The organism is Cronobacter malonaticus LMG 23826, assembly GCF_001277215.2.
Lineage (GTDB): Bacteria > Pseudomonadota > Gammaproteobacteria > Enterobacterales > Enterobacteriaceae > Cronobacter > Cronobacter malonaticus.
Genome location: NZ_CP013940.1, coordinates 553,850 through 572,668 on the forward strand (window position 1 = coordinate 553,850; position 18,819 = coordinate 572,668).

Here is an 18,819-nt window from a genome sequence, read left to right on the forward strand (position 1 = left end):
GTGAAGCATAAAGAATTTATTAGCGCTGTCAGAAGCCGAAAAATTGATCGCCGATTCTACCAGAGTCAACCCGCCGTGAGGCTTGGCGTAACGTGCCTTCTGCCGCTAAATTTCCACAATCTATCACATGGGCAATGAAACGGCAGGTAAACTGGCTTGAAATGCCCAGATTCGGCACCATCTTGAACCGGAAACCATCATGAGCAAATCAACCCCACGCCCCGTTACTTTCACCAAAAACGATGTAGAAATTATTGCACGGGAAAAGCTATATCGCGGCTTTTTTTCGCTCGATCTTTACCGCTTTCGCCACCGCCTTTTCAATGGCGAAATGAGCGGGGAGGTGCGGCGCGAAATTTTTGAGCGCGGCCATGCCGCAGTCCTGCTACCCTTTGACCCTGTGCGCGATGAGGTGGTACTGATCGAGCAGATTCGTATCGCCGCTTTCGATACCAGCGACACCCCGTGGCTGCTGGAACTGGTCGCCGGTATGATTGAGCCTGGCGAAACGGTGGAAGAGGTCGCGCGCCGCGAGGCGATGGAAGAGGCGGGCCTTTCCGTCGGGCGGGTAAAAAAATTCATGAGCTATCTGGCAAGCCCTGGCGGCACCAGCGAGCGCCTGTCATTAATGGTTGGCGAAGTGGACGCCACGACCGCGCAAGGCATACACGGTCTGGCTGATGAAAACGAAGATATTCGTGTTCATGTGGTAAGCCGGGAACAGGCATACCAGTGGGTAGAAGAGGGGAGAATCGACAACGCAGCCTCCGTCATCGCATTGCAATGGCTGCAGTTACATTATCAAGCATTGAGAAACGAGTGGAACACCTGAATATGAAGCGTTATACACCTGATTTTCCAGAAATGATGCGCCTGTGCGAAACCAACTTCGCGCAGCTGCGCCGCCTGTTGCCGCGCAATGACGCGCCGGGCGAAGCCGTAAGTTATCAGGTGGCGGGCGCGCAATACCGTTTAACTATCCTTGAATCAACCCGGTACACCACGCTTGTGCAGATAGAGCAAACCGCGCCGAAAGTGAGCTACTGGAGTTTGCCGTCAATGAGCGTAAGGCTTTACCATGACGCCATGGTCGCGGAAGTGTGTTCAAGCCAGCAGATCTTTCGCTTCAAAGCGCGTTATGATTACCCAAATAAAAAGTTGCATCAGCGCGACGAAAAACATCAAATTAACCAGTTTCTTGCCGACTGGCTACGCTACTGTTTAGCGCATGGAGCAATGGCGGTTCCGGTTTGTTAGCGTCGTGAAACCTAAGGACACCATTTGGAAAGCCTGTTAAATCTTCCTGTTGCTGGTGGGGCCAGCGTCAGGATTCTACAAATTACCGATACTCACCTGTTTGCCGGAAAGAACGATACCCTGCTGGGCGTCAACACCTGGGAGAGCTACCAGGCGGTGCTGGCAGAGCTTCACGCCGAACAGCGCGAGTGCGATCTGATTGTCGCGACAGGCGACCTGGCGCAGGATCATACGCCTGAGGCTTATGAACACTTTGCGACAGGTATCGCCTCTTTGCCCGCACCCTGCGTCTGGCTGCCGGGCAACCACGATTTCCAGCCCGCGATGTACAGCACGCTGCAGGATGCCGGCATTTCGCCTGCTAAGCGCGTGTTCGCAGGAGATAACTGGCAGGTGCTGCTGCTCGACAGCCAGGTCTTCGGCGTGCCGCACGGCGAGCTGAGCGACTACCAGCTCGAATGGCTTGAGCGCATGCTTCAGGCGGCGCCGGAGCGCCATACGCTGCTGCTTCTGCACCATCACCCGCTGCCGTCAGGCTGCGGCTGGCTCGATCAGCACAGCCTGCGCAACGCCCAGGCGCTGGACGATGTGCTGAACCGCTACCCGCAAGTGAAGAATCTGCTCTGCGGTCATATTCATCAGGAGCTGGATCTCGACTGGAACGGACGCCGCCTGATGGCGACGCCGTCTACCTGCGTTCAGTTCAAACCTCACTGCGCGGGCTTTACGCTCGATACGGTCGCGCCCGGCTGGCGCTGGCTGAATCTGCACCCTGACGGCTCGCTCACTACGGAAGTGTGCCGCCTCGAAGGCGCGCAGTTCCGCCCTGATACCGCATCAGAAGGATACTGATGTCTACGCTTCTCTACCTCCACGGTTTTAACAGTTCTCCTCGCTCGGCGAAGGCCACCAGCCTGCAACGCTGGCTGGCGCAGCAGCACCCAGAAATTAATATGGTCGTTCCGCAACTGCCGCCGTATCCGTCTGATGCCGCGGAGCTGCTGGAATCGTTAGTGCTTGAGCATGGCGGCGAGCCGCTCGGCGTTGTCGGCTCCTCGCTTGGCGGCTACTACGCGACCTGGCTTTCACAATGTTTTATGCTGCCCGCGGTGGTGGTGAACCCGGCGGTGCGCCCCTTTGAGCTGCTGACCGATTTTCTCGGCGCGAACGAGAACCCCTACACCGGGCAGCAATATGTGCTAGAGTCTCGCCATATTTACGATCTCAAAGTGATGCAAATTGAGCCGCTCGAAGCCCCGGATCTTATCTGGCTGTTACAGCAGACGGGCGACGAAGTGCTGGATTACCGCCAGGCGGTGGCGTACTACGCGCCGTGCCGTCAGACGGTGGAAACCGGCGGCAACCACGCTTTTGCAGGCTTTGAAGATTATTTCACCCAGATTGTCGATTTCCTTAGCTTGCGTTAACGCTAAGGCAACGATCCCGTTTTGTGACCTGACGATAAAATCATGACCCAATCCTATAATGCCGATGCCATTGAGGTGCTCACCGGGCTTGAGCCGGTGCGCCGCCGTCCGGGGATGTATACCGACACCTCCCGTCCCAACCATCTGGGCCAGGAAGTTATTGATAACAGCGTCGATGAAGCGCTGGCGGGGCATGCCAGACGCGTCGACGTGATCCTTCACGCCGACCAGTCGCTGGAAGTTATCGACGACGGGCGCGGCATGCCGGTGGATATTCACCCGGAAGAGGGCGTTCCCGCCGTGGAGTTGATCCTCTGCCGCCTGCACGCGGGCGGTAAATTCTCGAACAAAAACTACCAGTTCTCCGGCGGCCTGCACGGTGTTGGGATCTCTGTGGTTAACGCCCTGTCAAAACGCGTGGAAGTGAACGTGAAACGCGACGGGCAGATCTACAACATCGCCTTTGAAAATGGCGAAAAGGTCAAAGAGCTGAGCGTGGTCGGCACCTGTCCGAAACGCCAGACCGGCACCAGCGTCCACTTCTGGCCGGATGAGAAATTCTTCGATAGCCCGCGCTTTTCCGTCTCCCGCCTGACGCACTTGCTGAAAGCGAAAGCGGTGCTGTGTCCGGGCGTTGAGATCAACTTTAAAGATCAGGTGAATAACACCGAACAGCGCTGGTGCTATCAGGATGGTCTGAACGATTACCTCTCCGAGGCGGTGAACGGGCTGATTACGCTGCCGGAAAAACCGTTTATCGGTAACTTCTCCGGCGAGACGGAAGCGGTGGACTGGGCGCTGTTATGGCTGCCGGAAGGCGGCGAGCTGCTGACCGAAAGCTACGTCAACCTGATCCCGACCATGCAGGGCGGCACCCATGTCAACGGCCTGCGCCAGGGCTTGCTGGACGCCATGCGTGAGTTTTGCGAATACCGCAATATTCTGCCGCGCGGCGTGAAGCTCTCGGCGGAAGATATCTGGGAGCGCTGCGCCTATGTCCTGTCGGTGAAAATGCAGGACCCGCAATTCGCCGGCCAGACCAAAGAGCGTCTCTCCTCACGCCAGTGCGCGGCGTTTGTCTCCGGCGTGGTGAAAGACGCCTTCAGCCTGTGGCTGAACCAGAACGTCCAGGCGGCAGAACAGCTCGCCGAGCTTGCCATCGCCAGCGCCCAGCGTCGTCTGCGTGCCGCCAAAAAAGTGGTGCGTAAGAAGCTCACCAGCGGCCCGGCGCTGCCCGGCAAGCTCGCCGACTGCACCGCGCAGGATCTCAACCGCACGGAACTCTTCCTGGTGGAAGGGGACTCCGCAGGCGGCTCCGCCAAACAGGCGCGCGATCGTGAATATCAGGCGATCATGCCGCTTAAGGGTAAGATCCTGAATACCTGGGAAGTGTCGTCAGATGAAGTGCTGGCCTCGCAGGAGGTGCATGACATCTCGGTTGCGATCGGCATCGATCCGGACAGCGAGGATCTCAGCCAGCTGCGTTACGGTAAGATCTGTATCCTCGCGGATGCGGACTCCGACGGCCTGCATATCGCCACGCTGCTGTGCGCGCTGTTTGTGAAACACTTCCGCGCGCTGGTGAAAGGCGGTCACGTCTACGTCGCCATGCCGCCGCTTTATCGTATCGATCTCGGTAAAGAGGTTTACTACGCGCTGGACGAAGAAGAGAAAGCGGGCGTGCTGGAACAGCTCAAGCGTAAAAAGGGCAAGCCGAACGTCCAGCGCTTTAAAGGCCTCGGCGAAATGAACCCGATGCAGCTGCGCGAAACCACGCTGGATCCGAACACCCGCCGCCTGGTGCAGCTCACTATCAGCGACGACGACGACGCGCGCACGCTGGCCGTTATGGATATGCTGCTCGCCAAAAAACGCTCTGAAGACAGACGTAACTGGCTACAGGAGAAAGGCGATATGGCGGATATCGAAGTCTGATAACGCCCGTTCTGTAACAACACACCTTTCAGCGGCGCCTTCCGGCGCCGCTGCTGTTTCCGCCTGATCACCTCTTCTTTTTCACCGCGTAGCACAATGCGTGGTTTTATTTGCGAGCGAGATCAAATTCCGCCGCGTTAATCATTACTCCTGGAGTAATGATTCGCCCGCGCGCTTAATTGATGCTTTTTTCTCCTGGGCGCACACTGACTTCAGCGTTAAGCAAATCAAAAGATTCGCTGAATCAGGAGGTTAATAATGACGGCTTACCAAACGCCTGGGCGTGTCTGGAACACGCGCCGCACGGAGAAACAGCGGCGTCTCGCCTCGGTTCCCGTGCAGGGCAAAGTGTTGCCCACCGCAGATCTCACATCCATGCTCGAAAAACTCATCGCGCCCGGCGACCGGGTGGTTCTTGAAGGTAACAACCAGAAGCAGGCGGATTTCCTCTCCCGCAGCCTTGCTGAGGTAAACCCGCAGGTGGTGCATGACCTGCATATGATCATGCCAAGCGTCGGGCGCAGCGAACACCTCGATATTTTTGAGAAAGGCATCGCGCGTAAGCTCGATTTCTCCTTCTCCGGTACCCAGAGCCTGCGCATTTCGCAGCTGCTGGAAGATGGCCAGTTGGAAATCGGCGCTATCCATACCTACATCGAACTCTACTCCCGCCTGTATGTCGATCTTGCCCCGAACGTGGCGCTGATCGCCGGTTACAAAGCCGACCGCAAAGGGAACCTCTACACCGGGCCGAGTACGGAAGATACCCCCGCGCTGGTAGAGGCCGCCGCGTTCCATGATGGCATTGTTATCGCCCAGGTGAATGAGCTGGTGGACGACGAGTGCGATTTGCCGCGCGTCGATATTCCAGGCTCATGGATCGATTATGTCGTGGTGGCGGATAAACCGTTCTTTATCGAGCCGCTCTTCACCCGCGACCCGCGCCTCATCAAGCAGGAACACATCCTGATGGCGATGATGGCGATTAAAGGCATCTACGCCGAACATCAGGTGCAGTCCCTCAACCACGGTATCGGTTTTAACACCGCCGCTATCGAACTGCTGCTGCCGACTTACGGTGAACAGCTCGGCCTGAAAGGCAAAATCTGTAAACACTGGACGCTCAACCCGCACCCGACGCTGATCCCGGCGATTGAAAGCGGCTGGGTGGAGAGCGTGCACTGCTTCGGCGGGGAACTGGGGATGGAAGAGTACATCCGCGCCCGTCCTGACATCTTCTTCACCGGCGCTGACGGTTCGATGCGCTCCAACCGAGCCTTCTGCCAGCTGGCAGGCCAGTACGCGGTGGATATGTTTATCGGTTCGACCTTACAGGTGGACGGCTACGCCAACTCTTCCACCGTCACCCGCGGCCGTCTTTCAGGCTTCGGCGGCGCGCCGAACATGGGCCATGACCCACACGGCCGCCGTCACGCCACACCGGCCTGGCTCAATATGATCACCGAACCAGATCCGATGCAGCGCGGTAAAAAACTGGTGGTGCAGATGGTCGAAACCTTCCAGGCAGGCGTGAAACCGACCTTCGTGGAAAAACTCGATGCGGTTGATGTGGCGAAAGCCTCCGGGATGCCGCTCGCGCCGGTCATGATTTACGGCGATGACGTCACCCACGTGCTGACGGAAGAGGGCATCGCGTACCTCTACCGCGCCGAAAGCCTGGAAGAGCGCCGCGCGATGGTCGCTGCGGTCGCGGGTATCACCGATATCGGGCTTGGTGTTGACGCCGCGCGCGTCGCCGAACTGCGTAAGAGCGGCAAAGTCGTTTACCCGGAAGATATCGGCATTCGCCGCGCCGACGCCACCCGCTCGCTGCTTGCCGCAAGCAGCGTCGCTGACCTGGTGGAATGGTCAGGCGGTCTCTACAACCCACCTGCCAAATTCCGGAGCTGGTAATGAACCGACAGCCACTGACTCACGCCGAAGGCACCGCAGAGACGCTGGCGCGTATCGCCACCGCCTGCCTGATTGATGAAGCGAGACTCACCCCGAAGCCGGGTCTGGTGGACTGTCGGGGCAGCGGCGCGCATCACGATTTAACGCTCGCGCTGATGGAGCGCTCGGCCCATAGCCTGACGCCAACCTTTCACGCGCTGGCTCAGCAGAGCTGGCAGCGTCCGGCGGATATCGCGCTGCGTGAAACGGTCGGCCGCCTGGGCCGCGAAGGCGAGGCGCAGATGATGGCGGTGACCGGCGGCGTCAATACGCACCGGGGCGCTATCTGGGCGCTGGGCCTGCTGGTGAGCGCCACCGCAATGTGCGGGGCGGCGGCTTCAGCCGATGCCATCGCCGCCACCGCAGCCCGGCTGGCGAGCCTGCCGGACGCGGCAGCGCCCAAGGGCTTTAGCAAGGGGCTTCGCGCCACGCGCCGCTATCAGGTGCCGGGCGCGCGCGAAGAGGCGCAGCAGGGCTTTCCGCACGTCACCGCGCTGGCGCTGCCGCAGCTTCATGAAAGCCGCCGCCGCGGCGCGAACGAGACCGAAGCCCGTCTGGACGCGTTAATGGCGATCATGACCTCGCTCAGCGATACCTGCGTGCTCAACCGCGCGGGCCTGACCGGGCAGTTCACCATGCAGCGCGGCGCACGCGCCGTGCTGGCGGCTGGCGGTACGGCGACCATCGAGGGGCGTCGCGAACTGGTAAAGCTCGACAGCGAGATGCTGGCCCTTAACGCCTCGCCGGGCGGGGCCGCCGACTTGCTGGCCGCCACGCTCTATCTCGATCGCGTGGGCGCGTCATCCCGAATAACTGATTAAGAGGGTGTTATGGAACAGATTACATTGTCATTTCCCGCGAGCCGCACGCTGAGCGGCAGAGCGCTGGCGGGAGTGGTCGGGTCCGGTGATATGGAAGTCCTGTTCACCGCCGATCAGCAACAGGCGCTTAACGTCACCATCACCACATCCGTGGACAACAGCACCGCGCGCTGGAACGCGCTGTTTGACCGCCTCAGCATGCAAAACGGCCTGCCGTCCGGCACGCTGATTATCCACGACTTCGGCGCGACGCCCGGCGTGGCGCGCATCCGCATCGAACAGGTTTTTGAGGAGGTCAGCCATGCGTAACGACCGCAGCTTTATCGAACTCCGGGCGCGGGACCGCGCGAAGGCGCTGCTGGATGACGGCAGCTACCGTGAACTGCTCGATCCGTTTGAACAGGTTATGTCGCCGTGGCTTGGCAAACAGGGCATCGTGCCGCAGGCCGACGACGGCATGGTCGTGGCGAAAGGCACCATCAACGGTCAGCCCGCCGTAGTCATCGCCATCGAAGGCACATTCCAGGGCGGCAGCATGGGCGAAGTCTCCGGCGCGAAAATGGCCGCGGCGCTGGAGTTTGCCGCTGAAGATAACCGCAACGGTATTCCGACGCAGGCGGTGCTGTGCCTTGAAACCGGCGGCGTGCGTCTGCAGGAGGCGAATCTGGGCCTCGCGGCGATTGCCGATATTCACGCGGCGATTGTTGACCTGCGCCGCTACACCCCGGTGGTCGGGATTATCGCCGGCACCGTCGGCTGCTTCGGCGGGATGTCCATCGCCGCCGCGTTATGCAGCTATCTCATCGTCACCCGCGAAGCGCGTTTAGGGCTTAACGGCCCGCAGGTTATCGAACAGGAAGCGGGCATTGAAGAGTACGACTCCCGCGACCGTCCGTTTATCTGGAGCATGACCGGCGGCGAAGTGCGTTATGAAAGCGGTTTTGTCGATGCGCTGGTGGGCGATGGCGTGAACGCCGTGAAAACCGCCATGAACGAGGCGATTGCCCGGGGCGTACCGCAGCAGCACCGCAGCGATAACTACGCCTGGTATCTCGACCGCCTGACCCGTTTCGATACCACGAAACAGGCCGACCGCGAACAGATCAAACAGCTCTTTGCCCGGGAGGAAAAATAATGACTAATACAGTAAGCCGGGGCGCCTTATGGCTTGAAAAACTCGCGCCCGACGCGCAACGTCTGCCAGGGCTTTGCCCGTCCGTACAGGTGGCCGATGCGACATTTAACGGCGAACCTGCGCGCTTTATCGCGGTTGTACCGGATGCCCATAACCACTACCCACGCGCCGCCCGCGGCGAAGTAGGGCTGCTGGAGGGCTGGACGCTTGCGAAAGTGGTCAACGAAACCCTTCTGGAAGATGCCGATAAAAGCGTGAAACGCCCGATCATCGCGGTGATTGATGTGCCAAGCCAGGCCTATGGTCGTCGTGAAGAGGCGTTCGGTATCCATCAGGCGCTGGCAGGCGCGGCGGGCGCTTACGCGAAAGCGCGTCTTGCCGGGCACCCGGTTATCGGGCTGATTGTCGGCAAAGCGATGTCCGGGGCATTCCTCGCCCACGGCTACCAGGCGAACCGCCTTATCGCGTTTAACGACAAAGGCGTGCTGGTGCATGCGATGGGCAAAGAATCCGCCGCGCGCATTACGCTGCGTACCGTTGACGCGCTGGAGAAACTGGCGGCGACCATCCCGCCGATGGCTTATGACGTCGCTAACTACGCGACGCTTGGGCTGCTCTCCGACCTGCTCGATATCAGCAACCCGGATGCGCCGACCGACGCGGATCTGGCGCAGGTTAACGCCACGCTGCAACGCGCCATCGCGGATGCGCGTCAGGATCCGAGCCTGAAAACCCGCCTCGGCGCAGACAACCGCCGTAGCTCTCAGCTTGTGCGCGAACGCCTGCGCGCCAGCTGGTAAGTAATACCAAAAAAAGACCTGCCGGATAGCGGCTCCTGTGGGCGTAGCGATACGCCCATAGCGCCCCGCATCCGTAAAAAATAAAGCTCACCACCCGTTCGGGTGTAAGGGCCACCATCGCACCAGTGTTGATTTTACTTTCATTACAGGTGACTTATGACTTACGTGATTATTCATGCGCTTGCTCCCATCTTTGTGATCATGCTGCTCGGCTTTATGGCGGGCAAAACAAAGATGGTCGATAACCAAAACGTCGCTTTACTCAATATCTTTGTGATGGATTTCGCGCTCCCGGCGGCGCTGTTCAGCGCCACCGTACAGACGCCGTGGGCGGGCATCGTCGCGCAAATGCCGCTGATTGTGGTGCTGGTGCTGGCGATGTGGGTCACCTACGCCGCAATCTATTTTCTGGCCGTCGGGCCGTTTAAGAAATCGCCGCAGGATGCCGCCGTGCTGACGCTCACCGTGGCGCTGCCGAACTACGCCGCGCTTGGCCTGCCGATTCTTGGTAGCGTGCTGGGCGAAGGGCCGTCTACCTCGCTCTCCGTCGCCGTCTCCATCGCCTGTGGTTCGGTGCTGATGACGCCGTTCTGCCTGCTTATTCTGGAACGTGAAAAAGCGCGCGCCAGCGGTGAGAACAGCGGCTCGACGCTTGCCATGCTGCCGGTGCTAATGTGGCGCTCGGTGAAAAAACCGATTGTCTGGGGGCCGCTACTTGGGGTGGTGCTTTCCGCTATCGGCATCACCATGCCGGAGCTGGTACTGGCCGCTATCAAACCGCTGGGCCTTGCTGCAACCGCCGCCGCGCTGTTCCTGACCGGCGTTATCCTCTCGGCGCGTAAGCTTAAAATCAACTCCATGGTTATCACCGCGACCATCACCAAACTGCTGATCCAGCCGTTTATCGCCTGGGGTATTGTGCTGGCGCTTGGTCTGACCGGCCCGGTGGCTATCACGGCGATCCTGATGATTGCGCTGGCGGCGGGTTTCTTCGGTGTGGTCTTCGGCAACCGTTTCGGCGTACAGTCGCCGGACGCCGAGGCAGTGCTACTGCTAAGCTCCGTACTCAGCATTCTCTCGCTGCCGCTGTTTATTTCACTGACACAAGGACTCTGACCGATGACCGCCACGCCACGCCCGCACGATCTCCTCTGGCTCAACCGCCGCGACGCGCTTCAGGGCATCGACGCGCCGTGGGTGAGCGAGCAGTGGCGCAGCCATCTGCCGGTGGTGGTGCGGCGTGATGTGAGCGACAGCGGGCTTATCCCCGTCGGCGTGCGCGGCGTGAAGCGCGAGCAGCGCGCCGCAGGCTGGGTGAGCGCGCAGGATATCGTTCGCGTGGCGACGCCCGAATCGCTCGCCTGTCTCAGCACGCTGTTGCGCTCGCCGTTTGTTTCACAGCAGCCGGTGCAGGCGGCTATCCAACTGGCCCAGCGGCAATGGCCGTGGGCGTGGGGCATTACCGGCTCTACCGGCTTTGCGCTCGCGACAGAAATGCCGGTGCTGCATGCGGCAAGCGATCTGGACCTTACGATCCGCGCGCCTGAACGCGTGGAGCCTGACGCGTTCGCTGACTGGCAGCGCCTCGTCACACAGCTGCCGTGCCGCGCCGATACCCAGGTCGAAACGCCGCTCGGCGCGTTTTCGCTGACCGAGTGGCTGCGCGACGGGCGCGCGCTGTTAAAAACCAACCAGGGCGCGCGGCTCGTACGCGACCCCTGGCGCAGGGAGGATGCATGAAAATTCTTTTCACTTTCCCCGGACAGGGCACCCAGCGGCCCGGCATGTTGCAGCATCTGCCGGAGGAGGAGACGCGGCGTGAGGCGCGCGAGGTGTTAGGCGAGGAGCTTACGACGCTTGATACGCCGGACGCGCTGCGCCACACCCGTGCCGTTCAGCTCGCGCTGCTGATTGCGGGCGTCTCTTCCGCCCGTGCGCTAATGGCGCAGGGCGTGATGCCGGATATGGTCAGCGGGTTGTCCATCGGCGCGTATCCGGCGGCGGTGATTGCCGGGGCGCTCGATTTTCGTGACGCCCTGCGCCTGGTGGCGCTGCGCGGCGATTTAATGGAACAGGCGTACCCTGAAGGCTACGGGCTGACGGCGATACTTGGCCTGCGCCTGGAGCAGGTGGAGAAACTGGCGGCGGCGCACGGTGTCTACATCGCCAATTTAAACGCCGAAACGCAGATTGTGATCGCCGGACGTGATGAACAGATGGCGGCGGCAGGCGAGGCGGCGCTCGCGCTCGGGGCCACGAAAGTGAACCGGCTGGCGGTCAGCGTGCCGTCGCACTGCGCGCTGCTGAATGCGCCCGCGCAACAGCTGGCGCAGGCGTTTTCGCGCGTCACGCTGCAACGCCCGCAGCGCGCTTATCTCAGCGGCAGCAGCGCCCGCGTGCTGTGGCAGCCTGAGCGCATCGCCGACGATCTCGCGTTTAACATGGCGCGTACCGTGCGCTGGCAGGAGGCGATGATCGCCGCCCGTGAGCGTGAAGCCCGGCTCGCCATTGAGATGCCGCCCGGCGGCGTGCTGACCTGCCTGACGCGCCAGTCGGGCTTTGAAGGGGAGACGATTTCGCTGGAGCGCAGCGGCATCGCGGTGGCGCAGCATCTGGCCGCGCGGCTGCCCTGCGATTAGTTTTTGCTAAGGCTTAAGGCGTACATGCGGCACTCCGCCGCCAGCGCCAGCAGGTTAGGGTCGCGTTCGCGGCTGCGGGCGAAAACCAGCGCTATCTGCTGGCGCATCTGGTAAGGCTCCGCCAGCTTCAGCAGTTGCAGATCGTTTTCATAGAGCTTTTTCATGCGCCCTGGCACCAGCGAGAAGCCCACGCCCGCCTGCACCAGGCTCAGCATGGAGAAAATATCGTTCACCCGCGTGACGATGTCCGGCTCAAAGCCCGCCACGTGAAACGCCTCCTGAAAACCGGCGTAAGTCGCGAATCCTTCCGCCAGCGAGACAAATTTACGGTCTTTGTAGTCGCGCAAATCGGCCTCGCGACGGGTGTCGAGCGCTTCTGACGCCGGGGCCGCCAGATAGATATCGTCGTGAAACAGCGGCGTCACTTCCAGCAGTTTGCGGTCAATCTGCGCTTCCGAAACGGAAATCAGGATTGCATCCAGCCCGTTGTCTTCCAGCATATTCAGCAGCACCAGATTCGAACCCATCGTCAGATCGAGTTCCAGTTCCGGGCGGCGCAGCTTCATGCCCATCAGCAGGCGCGGCACCGTTTCCAGCGTGAGCGAGTAGAGCGTGCCGACCCGCAGCCGCCCAAGACCCACGCCCGCCGTGCGCCGCGTCTCTTCGATGCCGCGCACGATCAGGCCCATCGCCTCCTGACAATACTCCAGCAATGTTTCGGCGGCAGGCAGCGCCACCAGGCTTCTGCCCTTGTGGACAAACAGCGGACAGCGCATCCCTTCTTCCAGACTGTGCAGCGCGCGATGCACGCTGACGGCGCTTACGCCCAGCGCCTCGGCGGTGCGGGCGATGTTTCCCTTCTCCATAAACGCCATGAAGATGGAAAGCTTGCGAAACGTGATGTCGTCATCAATGGCTAATTTCATGCGGTCACGGTCTTAAGTAACAGGATCAGGGAGCTTAGCGGCTGGGGGCGACGCGGTAAACCTTCATTGGCCGCAGGGTTTTTTAAACAAGGCACAAGCTATCGAATCTGTAGATTAATTCAGGTATGACTTATCAAACGGCGGGGCTATCGTAACGGTAACACGGAACACGGAGCGAAACATGAGCACGCCATCTGAACAACACAATACGTTATCTGCGGGCAAATGCCCCTTCCATCAGGGCAACAGCAACCAAAGCGCGGGCGGCGGCACGTCCAGCCGCGACTGGTGGCCGAATCAACTGCGTGTGGAGCTGCTCGCCCAGCACTCAAACCGCACCAACCCGCTGGGTGAAGATTTCAACTACCGTAAAGCGTTCAGCGAGCTGGATTACGCGGCGCTGAAAGGCGACCTGAAAGCGCTGTTAACCGATACTCAGCCGTGGTGGCCTGCCGACTGGGGCAGCTACACCGGCCTTTTCATCCGCATGGCGTGGCACAGCGCGGGCACCTACCGCTCCGCTGACGGGCGCGGCGGCGCGGGTCGCGGGCAGCAGCGTTTCGCGCCGCTGAACTCCTGGCCGGATAACGTGAGCCTTGATAAAGCGCGCCGTCTGCTGTGGCCGGTAAAACAGAAATATGGCCAGAAAATTTCCTGGGCTGACCTGTTTATCCTCGCTGGCAACGTGGCGCTGGAAAACTCCGGGTTCCGTACCTTTGGTTTCGGTGCCGGGCGTGAAGACGTCTGGGAGCCGGATATGGACGTGAACTGGGGCGATGAGAAAAACTGGCTTGAGCATCGTCACCCGGAATCGCTGGCGCAGGCGCCGCTCGGCGCGACCGAAATGGGTCTTATCTATGTTAACCCGGAAGGGCCGAACCACAGCGGCGATCCGGCCTCCGCCGCGCCCGCTATTCGCGCGACCTTCGGCAACATGGGCATGAACGATGAAGAGACCGTGGCGCTGATCGCAGGCGGCCATACGCTCGGCAAAACCCACGGCGCAGCAGCAGCGAATCACGTCGGCGTCGATCCGGAAGCCGCGCCTATTGAAGCGCAGGGGCTCGGCTGGCACAGCAGCTTTGGCAGCGGCGTTGGCGCAGATGCCATCACCTCCGGCCTGGAAGTGACCTGGACCCAGACCCCGACCCAGTGGAGCAACTACTTCTTCGAGAACCTGTTCAAATATGAATGGGTACAGACCCGCAGCCCGGCCGGGGCCATCCAGTTTGAAGCCGTTGACGCGCCGGAGATCATTCCTGACCCGTTCGATCCGTCGAAAAAACGTAAGCCGACGATGCTGGTGACTGACCTGACGCTGCGTTTCGACCCGGAATTCGAGAAGATTTCGCGCCGTTTCCTTAACGATCCGCAGGCGTTCAACGAAGCCTTCGCCCGCGCCTGGTACAAACTGACGCACCGCGATATGGGGCCGAAAGCGCGCTACATCGGCCCGGAAGTGCCGAAAGAAGATCTGATCTGGCAGGATCCGTTACCGGCGGCGATTTATCAGCCGACCCAGGCGGATATCGACAGCCTGAAAGCGGAGATTGCCAGCGCCGGTTTATCGGTAAGCGAACTGGTCTCCGTCGCCTGGGCGTCGGCTTCCACCTTCCGCGGCGGTGATAAACGCGGCGGCGCTAACGGCGCGCGTCTGGCGCTCGCGCCGCAGCGCGACTGGGAAGTGAACGCCTCTGCCGCCCGTGCGCTGGCGACGCTTGAAGCTATCCAGCGTACCGCCAACAAAGCGTCGCTCGCAGATATCATTGTGCTGGCAGGCGTGGTGGGCGTTGAGCAGGCCGCCAAAGCCGCGGGTGTTGAGATTACCGTGCCGTTCGCGGCGGGCCGCGTCGATGCGCGCCAGGATCAGACCGACGTGGCGCTGTTTGAGTTCCTGAAACCGAAAGCCGATGGTTTCCGTAACTATCGCGGCGTGCGCAGCAGCACCCCGACCGAGTCGCTGCTTATCGATAAAGCGCAGCAGCTGACGCTGACCGCGCCGGAACTGACCGTACTGGTGGGCGGCATGCGTGCGCTTGGCGCAAACTACGACGCCAGTGCGCACGGCGTGTTCACGAACCGCGTGGGCGTACTCAGCACCGATTTCTTTGTGAATCTGCTGGATATGCGTTACGAGTGGAAAGCAACCGACGCCACGGCTGAAGTGTTTGAAGGGCGTGACCGTGAGAGCGGCGAAGTGAAATACACGGCGACCCGTGCGGATCTGGTGTTTGGCTCGAACTCCGTTCTGCGTTCTGTCGCGGAAGTCTATGCGAGTCACGATGCCCGCGAGAAGTTCGTGAAGGATTTCGTGGCGGCCTGGACCAAAGTGATGAACCTGGACCGCTTCGATCTTCAGTAAGCGTGACGCGATAAACAAAAAAGGCGATGAATATTCATCGCCTTTTTTATTCGCATTGGCGCGTCAGACGCCGCTTTCCAGAATGCGGATGGTGGTGTCCAGCACATCGCCTTTCACCGCCTCACGAAAGCCCAGCATATGCGGCGTTTCCAGGTGCGCTTTTAAGTGTTCTGCGCTCGCCCACTGTTCCACCATCACGATGGAATCCGGCGCGCTGGTCTGAAAATCAAGGCCGGTGGCGCTGTCCACCATCGGCGCATAGCCGTGGCAGCCTGCTTCCGCGAGCACAACGGGAATGATCTTCTTAAACTCTTCCAGCACCGCCTGACGGTGGTGCGCGCCAGGACGGGTACGAATTTCTGCTATCACTGTCAGCATGGTTAACTCCTTTTGTAAAACCGTCAGACAGTTAAGCAAAAATTTTCGCCAGATGCTCGCGATATTCTGCAATGTAGCGCGGCACGTCCGGCATTTTAATCACGTCGTTGGCGATAAACGTCGGCAGCGCGGTCAGGCCAATAAACTCATTCGCCTTGTGGAACGGCAGGTACACGCCATCCACACCCACGCCGTGGAAGAACTGATCTTTCTCGGTGAACGCTTCCAGCGGCGCGTTCCAGGTGAGTGACAGCATATATTTTTTGCCCTGCAGAAGGCCGCCTGAGCCATACTTTTTTGAGGCGTCAGAGCGGGTGCGGCCATCGCTGGCGTACAGCGAGCCGTGGCCTTCGGTAAAGACATCGTCAATATACTTTTTCACGGTCCAGGGCGCGCCCATCCACCAGCCCGGCATCTGGTAAATAATGACGTCAGCCCAGAGATATTTCTGCACCTCTTCTTTGACGTCATACTCGCTGTCTGCGCGGGTGACCTTAACATCATGCCCAACGTCGCGCAGGTAACTCTCCGCGACCTCAGTCAGGGTGTCGTTAAGCTGGCCACTGGAATGCGCAAACTGTTTCGCGCCGTTAATGATAAGTATGTTGCTCATTATTTATCCTATAATTATCGCGTTTGTTATTAATTTTACCCCATCGGGCGAGGCGGTAATATTGGCAAAACGCGCAAAGACTTTTGCAAAATGAGCAATAATGAACCCTGCTGTGACTCAGCGTCGCAGATAAGGTACTATCGCGGCAATATTGCCGTTTCCCCCGTGTACGGCTGGCTTGTCTGAGGAATAACGAGTAATGAGTGATTTGACTCATGATGGTGCAGAGCGCCTGGCGCTGCATGAATTCACTGAAAACGCCTATCTCAACTATTCCATGTACGTCATCATGGATCGCGCGCTGCCGTTTATCGGCGACGGGCTTAAGCCTGTTCAGCGCCGCATCGTCTATGCCATGTCGGAACTGGGGTTGAATGCCAGCGCCAAATTCAAAAAATCCGCCCGTACCGTGGGCGACGTGCTGGGTAAATACCACCCGCACGGCGACAGCGCCTGCTATGAAGCGATGGTGCTGATGGCGCAGCCGTTCTCGTACCGTTACCCGCTGGTGGACGGGCAGGGGAACTGGGGCGCGCTGGACGATCCGAAATCCTTCGCCGCGATGCGTTACACCGAATCACGCCTGTCTAAATACGCCGAAGTGCTGCTGGGCGAGCTGGGCCAGGGTACCGTGGATTATGTGCCGAACTTCGACGGGACGCTGAACGAGCCGAAAATGCTGCCGGCGCGCCTGCCGAACATTCTGCTGAACGGCACCACGGGCATCGCGGTGGGCATGGCGACGGATATTCCGCCGCACAACCTGCGCGAAGTCGCCAAAGCTGCCGTGAGCCTGATCGACAGCCCGAAAACCACGCTTGATGAGCTGCTGGATATCGTCCAGGGGCCGGACTACCCGACCGAAGCGGAAATCATCACTTCCCGCGCTGAAATCCGCAAAATCTATCAGAGCGGTCGCGGCTCGGTGCGTATGCGCGCCGTGTGGAAGAAAGAAGATGGCGCGGTGGTGATCTCCGCGCTGCCGCATCAGGTTTCCGGTGCCCGCGTACTGGAGCAGATCGCAAGCCAGATGCGCGCCAAAAAGCTGCCGATGGTCGACGATTTGCGTGATGAATCGGATCACGAAAACCCGACGCGTCTGGTTATCGTGCCGCGCTCCAACCGCGTGGATATGGATCAGGTGATGAACCACCTGTTCGCCACCACCGATCTGGAAAAAAGCTACCGCATTAATCTCAACATGATTGGGCTTGATGGCCGCCCGGCGGTGAAAAACCTGCTGGAGATCCTCACCGAATGGCTGGCGTTCCGCCGCGATACGGTGCGCCGTCGTCTGAACTATCGTCTGGAGAAAGTGCTCAAACGTCTGCATATCCTTGAAGGTTTGCTGGTGGCGTTTCTCAATATCGATGAAGTGATCGAGATTATCCGCAGCGAAGATGAGCCGAAGCCGGTGCTGATGAGCCGTTTCGGCATCAGCGAGACGCAGGCGGAAGCGATCCTCGAGCTGAAACTGCGCCATCTCGCCAAACTGGAAGAGATGAAGATCCGCGGCGAGCAGAGCGATCTGGAGAAAGAACGCGATCAGATCCAGGGCATTCTCGCCTCCGAGCGCAAGATGAATACCCTGCTGAAGAAAGAGATCCAGGCGGATGCCGACGCGTACGGCGACGATCGCCGTTCGCCGCTGCATGAGCGCGAAGAAGCGAAAGCGATGAGCGAGCACGACATGCTGCCGTCTGAGCCGGTGACTATCGTGCTTTCTCAGATGGGCTGGGTGCGCAGCGCTAAAGGTCATGATATCGACGCCAAAGCCCTGAGCTACAAAGCGGGCGACGGCTGGCTCTCGTCAGTCAAAGGCAAGAGCAACCAGCCGGTGGTGTTTATCGACTCCACGGGCCGCAGTTACGCGCTGGATCCGGTATCGCTGCCGTCGGCGCGCGGCCAGGGTGAGCCGATTACCGGCAAACTGACGCTGCCGCCGGGCGCGGTGGTGGAACATATGCTGATGACCGGCGAGGAGCAAAAACTCCTGATGGCGTCCGACGCCGGTTACGGTTTTGTCTGCACCTTCAACGATCTGGTAGCGCGCAACCGCGCCGGTAAAGCGCTGATTACGCTGCCGGAAAACGCGCATGTGCTGAAGCCGCTGGAAATTGAGCATGACGACGACATGCTACTCGCCATCACGGCGGCGGGGCGTATGCTGATGTTCCCAGTGGCGGATCTGCCGCAGCTTTCCAAAGGCAAGGGCAACAAAATTATCTCCATTCCTTCCGCCGACGCGGCGAAGGGCGACGATAAGCTGGCGTATCTCACCATCCTGCCGCCGCAGAGCACCGTGACGCTGCATGTCGGCAAGCGCAAAATCAAGCTGCGCCCGGAAGAGCTGCAAAAAGTGCATGGCGAACGCGGTCGTCGCGGCACGCTGATGCGCGGCCTGCAACGCATCGACAGCGTCGAAGTGGATTCCCCGTCGCGCCCGAAAGCCGACGACAGCGAGGCGTAACCCCCCGAAATAGTGGCAAACGCATCGCCGCCGCGCTTTCTGTGATTCTCTGCAGGAAGCGCGGCGGCCTCGCTTGCGTAATTTTCCCGCCCACGCCATTGTT

General features: G+C 60.1%; 18 protein-coding genes. 15 read left to right on the forward strand and 3 right to left on the reverse strand.

What is annotated here, in order from left to right; translation table 11 throughout:
* Positions 1–199: 199 nt before the first annotated feature.
* The 13 genes from nudF (at position 200) to mdcH (ending at position 11,967) form a co-directional block, all read left to right on the forward strand.
* Positions 200–832, forward strand: coding sequence for an ADP-ribose diphosphatase (nudF, locus tag AFK66_RS02625; RefSeq protein WP_004385611.1), 633 nt, complete (start codon positions 200–202; stop codon positions 830–832).
* Between the two features lie 2 nt (positions 833–834).
* Positions 835–1,257 carry a DUF1249 family protein gene (locus AFK66_RS02630; RefSeq protein ID WP_004385612.1) on the forward strand — a complete coding sequence of 141 codons (423 nt, stop codon included), beginning with the start codon at positions 835–837 and terminating at the stop codon, positions 1,255–1,257.
* A 24-nt stretch (positions 1,258–1,281) separates the two neighbouring features.
* Positions 1,282–2,109 carry a 3',5'-cyclic-AMP phosphodiesterase gene (gene cpdA / locus AFK66_RS02635; protein ID WP_007778108.1) on the forward strand — a complete coding sequence of 276 codons (828 nt, stop codon included), beginning with the start codon at positions 1,282–1,284 and terminating at the stop codon, positions 2,107–2,109.
* A complete protein-coding gene (gene yqiA / locus AFK66_RS02640; protein WP_004385614.1) occupies positions 2,109–2,684 on the forward strand; it encodes an esterase YqiA in 576 nt (191 codons plus the stop codon). Before cpdA ends, yqiA begins: the two co-directional genes overlap by 1 nt.
* Before the next feature lie 42 nt (positions 2,685–2,726).
* A complete protein-coding gene (gene parE / locus AFK66_RS02645) occupies positions 2,727–4,619 on the forward strand; it encodes a DNA topoisomerase IV subunit B (RefSeq protein WP_007778106.1) in 1,893 nt (630 codons plus the stop codon).
* 258 nt (positions 4,620–4,877) lie between these two features.
* Entirely contained in the window at positions 4,878–6,533 is a 1,656-nt protein-coding gene (mdcA, locus tag AFK66_RS02650; protein WP_032973959.1) for a malonate decarboxylase subunit alpha, read from the forward strand.
* Positions 6,533–7,393: a triphosphoribosyl-dephospho-CoA synthase gene (locus tag AFK66_RS02655; protein ID WP_023898025.1), complete on the forward strand. Its 861-nt coding sequence runs from the start codon at positions 6,533–6,535 to the stop codon at positions 7,391–7,393. Before mdcA ends, AFK66_RS02655 begins: the two co-directional genes overlap by 1 nt.
* A 9-nt stretch (positions 7,394–7,402) precedes the next feature.
* Positions 7,403–7,702, forward strand: a complete 300-nt coding sequence (gene mdcC / locus AFK66_RS02660; RefSeq protein WP_007778101.1) for a malonate decarboxylase acyl carrier protein — start codon at positions 7,403–7,405, stop codon at positions 7,700–7,702.
* Positions 7,695–8,528 carry a biotin-independent malonate decarboxylase subunit beta gene (locus AFK66_RS02665; RefSeq protein WP_007778099.1) on the forward strand — a complete coding sequence of 278 codons (834 nt, stop codon included), beginning with the start codon at positions 7,695–7,697 and terminating at the stop codon, positions 8,526–8,528. Before mdcC ends, AFK66_RS02665 begins: the two co-directional genes overlap by 8 nt.
* The gene (gene mdcE / locus AFK66_RS02670) at positions 8,528–9,328 is read left to right on the forward strand and encodes a biotin-independent malonate decarboxylase subunit gamma (protein ID WP_007778098.1); all 801 of its coding nucleotides are present in this window, start codon (positions 8,528–8,530) and stop codon (positions 9,326–9,328) included. Before AFK66_RS02665 ends, mdcE begins: the two co-directional genes overlap by 1 nt.
* A gap of 156 nt (positions 9,329–9,484) precedes the next feature.
* Positions 9,485–10,444, forward strand: a complete 960-nt coding sequence (locus AFK66_RS02675) for an AEC family transporter (protein ID WP_007796191.1) — start codon at positions 9,485–9,487, stop codon at positions 10,442–10,444.
* Between the two features lie 3 nt (positions 10,445–10,447).
* A complete protein-coding gene (locus AFK66_RS02680) occupies positions 10,448–11,068 on the forward strand; it encodes a malonate decarboxylase holo-ACP synthase (protein WP_007778092.1) in 621 nt (206 codons plus the stop codon).
* Complete coding sequence (gene mdcH, locus AFK66_RS02685) at positions 11,065–11,967, forward strand: malonate decarboxylase subunit epsilon (RefSeq protein ID WP_007778090.1); 903 nt, start codon at positions 11,065–11,067, stop codon at positions 11,965–11,967. The genes AFK66_RS02680 and mdcH overlap by 4 nt, the downstream gene beginning before the upstream one ends.
* Here the strand turns inward: mdcH and AFK66_RS02690 are convergent.
* Positions 11,964–12,893 (reverse strand): LysR family transcriptional regulator, encoded by a 930-nt coding sequence (locus AFK66_RS02690; protein WP_007778087.1) that lies wholly within the window; start codon positions 12,891–12,893, stop codon positions 11,964–11,966. The two genes, mdcH and AFK66_RS02690, sit on opposite strands and share 4 nt — an antisense overlap.
* A gap of 181 nt (positions 12,894–13,074) precedes the next feature.
* Between AFK66_RS02690 and katG the strand changes: the two genes are divergently transcribed.
* On the forward strand, positions 13,075–15,255 hold the full coding sequence (gene katG / locus AFK66_RS02695) for a catalase/peroxidase HPI (RefSeq protein ID WP_007778083.1): 2,181 nt from the start codon (positions 13,075–13,077) through the stop codon (positions 15,253–15,255).
* Positions 15,256–15,318: 63 nt separating this feature from the next.
* Here katG and AFK66_RS02700 read toward each other — a convergent pair whose 3' ends face one another.
* Both AFK66_RS02700 and AFK66_RS02705 read right to left on the reverse strand, forming a co-directional pair.
* Positions 15,319–15,633, reverse strand: coding sequence for a putative quinol monooxygenase (locus AFK66_RS02700; RefSeq protein WP_007778074.1), 315 nt, complete (start codon positions 15,631–15,633; stop codon positions 15,319–15,321).
* A gap of 31 nt (positions 15,634–15,664) precedes the next feature.
* Positions 15,665–16,246 carry an NAD(P)H-dependent oxidoreductase gene (locus AFK66_RS02705; protein ID WP_007778071.1) on the reverse strand — a complete coding sequence of 194 codons (582 nt, stop codon included), beginning with the start codon at positions 16,244–16,246 and terminating at the stop codon, positions 15,665–15,667.
* A 199-nt stretch (positions 16,247–16,445) separates the two neighbouring features.
* On the opposite strand from AFK66_RS02705, the gene parC reads away from it, so the two are divergent.
* Positions 16,446–18,716 carry a DNA topoisomerase IV subunit A gene (gene parC, locus AFK66_RS02710; RefSeq protein ID WP_023898026.1) on the forward strand — a complete coding sequence of 757 codons (2,271 nt, stop codon included), beginning with the start codon at positions 16,446–16,448 and terminating at the stop codon, positions 18,714–18,716.
* Positions 18,717–18,819 lie beyond the last annotated feature (103 nt).

What these genes read in the sequence shown, in the direction of transcription:
- nudF (WP_004385611.1), top strand. Translation starts at nt 200, where the DNA reads ATGAGCAAATCAACCCCACGCCCCGTTACTTTCACCAAAAACGATGTA.
- AFK66_RS02630 (WP_004385612.1), top strand. Translation starts at nt 835, where the DNA reads ATGAAGCGTTATACACCTGATTTTCCAGAAATGATGCGCCTGTGCGAA.
- yqiA (WP_004385614.1), top strand. Translation starts at nt 2,109, where the DNA reads ATGTCTACGCTTCTCTACCTCCACGGTTTTAACAGTTCTCCTCGCTCG.
- parE (WP_007778106.1), top strand. Translation starts at nt 2,727, where the DNA reads ATGACCCAATCCTATAATGCCGATGCCATTGAGGTGCTCACCGGGCTT.
- mdcA (WP_032973959.1), top strand. Translation starts at nt 4,878, where the DNA reads ATGACGGCTTACCAAACGCCTGGGCGTGTCTGGAACACGCGCCGCACG.
- AFK66_RS02655 (WP_023898025.1), top strand. Translation starts at nt 6,533, where the DNA reads ATGAACCGACAGCCACTGACTCACGCCGAAGGCACCGCAGAGACGCTG.
- mdcC (WP_007778101.1), top strand. Translation starts at nt 7,403, where the DNA reads ATGGAACAGATTACATTGTCATTTCCCGCGAGCCGCACGCTGAGCGGC.
- AFK66_RS02665 (WP_007778099.1), top strand. Translation starts at nt 7,695, where the DNA reads ATGCGTAACGACCGCAGCTTTATCGAACTCCGGGCGCGGGACCGCGCG.
- mdcE (WP_007778098.1), top strand. Translation starts at nt 8,528, where the DNA reads ATGACTAATACAGTAAGCCGGGGCGCCTTATGGCTTGAAAAACTCGCG.
- AFK66_RS02675 (WP_007796191.1), top strand. Translation starts at nt 9,485, where the DNA reads ATGACTTACGTGATTATTCATGCGCTTGCTCCCATCTTTGTGATCATG.
- AFK66_RS02680 (WP_007778092.1), top strand. Translation starts at nt 10,448, where the DNA reads ATGACCGCCACGCCACGCCCGCACGATCTCCTCTGGCTCAACCGCCGC.
- mdcH (WP_007778090.1), top strand. Translation starts at nt 11,065, where the DNA reads ATGAAAATTCTTTTCACTTTCCCCGGACAGGGCACCCAGCGGCCCGGC.
- AFK66_RS02690 (WP_007778087.1), bottom strand. Translation starts at nt 12,893, where the DNA reads ATGAAATTAGCCATTGATGACGACATCACGTTTCGCAAGCTTTCCATC.
- katG (WP_007778083.1), top strand. Translation starts at nt 13,075, where the DNA reads ATGAGCACGCCATCTGAACAACACAATACGTTATCTGCGGGCAAATGC.
- AFK66_RS02700 (WP_007778074.1), bottom strand. Translation starts at nt 15,633, where the DNA reads ATGCTGACAGTGATAGCAGAAATTCGTACCCGTCCTGGCGCGCACCAC.
- AFK66_RS02705 (WP_007778071.1), bottom strand. Translation starts at nt 16,246, where the DNA reads ATGAGCAACATACTTATCATTAACGGCGCGAAACAGTTTGCGCATTCC.
- parC (WP_023898026.1), top strand. Translation starts at nt 16,446, where the DNA reads ATGAGTGATTTGACTCATGATGGTGCAGAGCGCCTGGCGCTGCATGAA.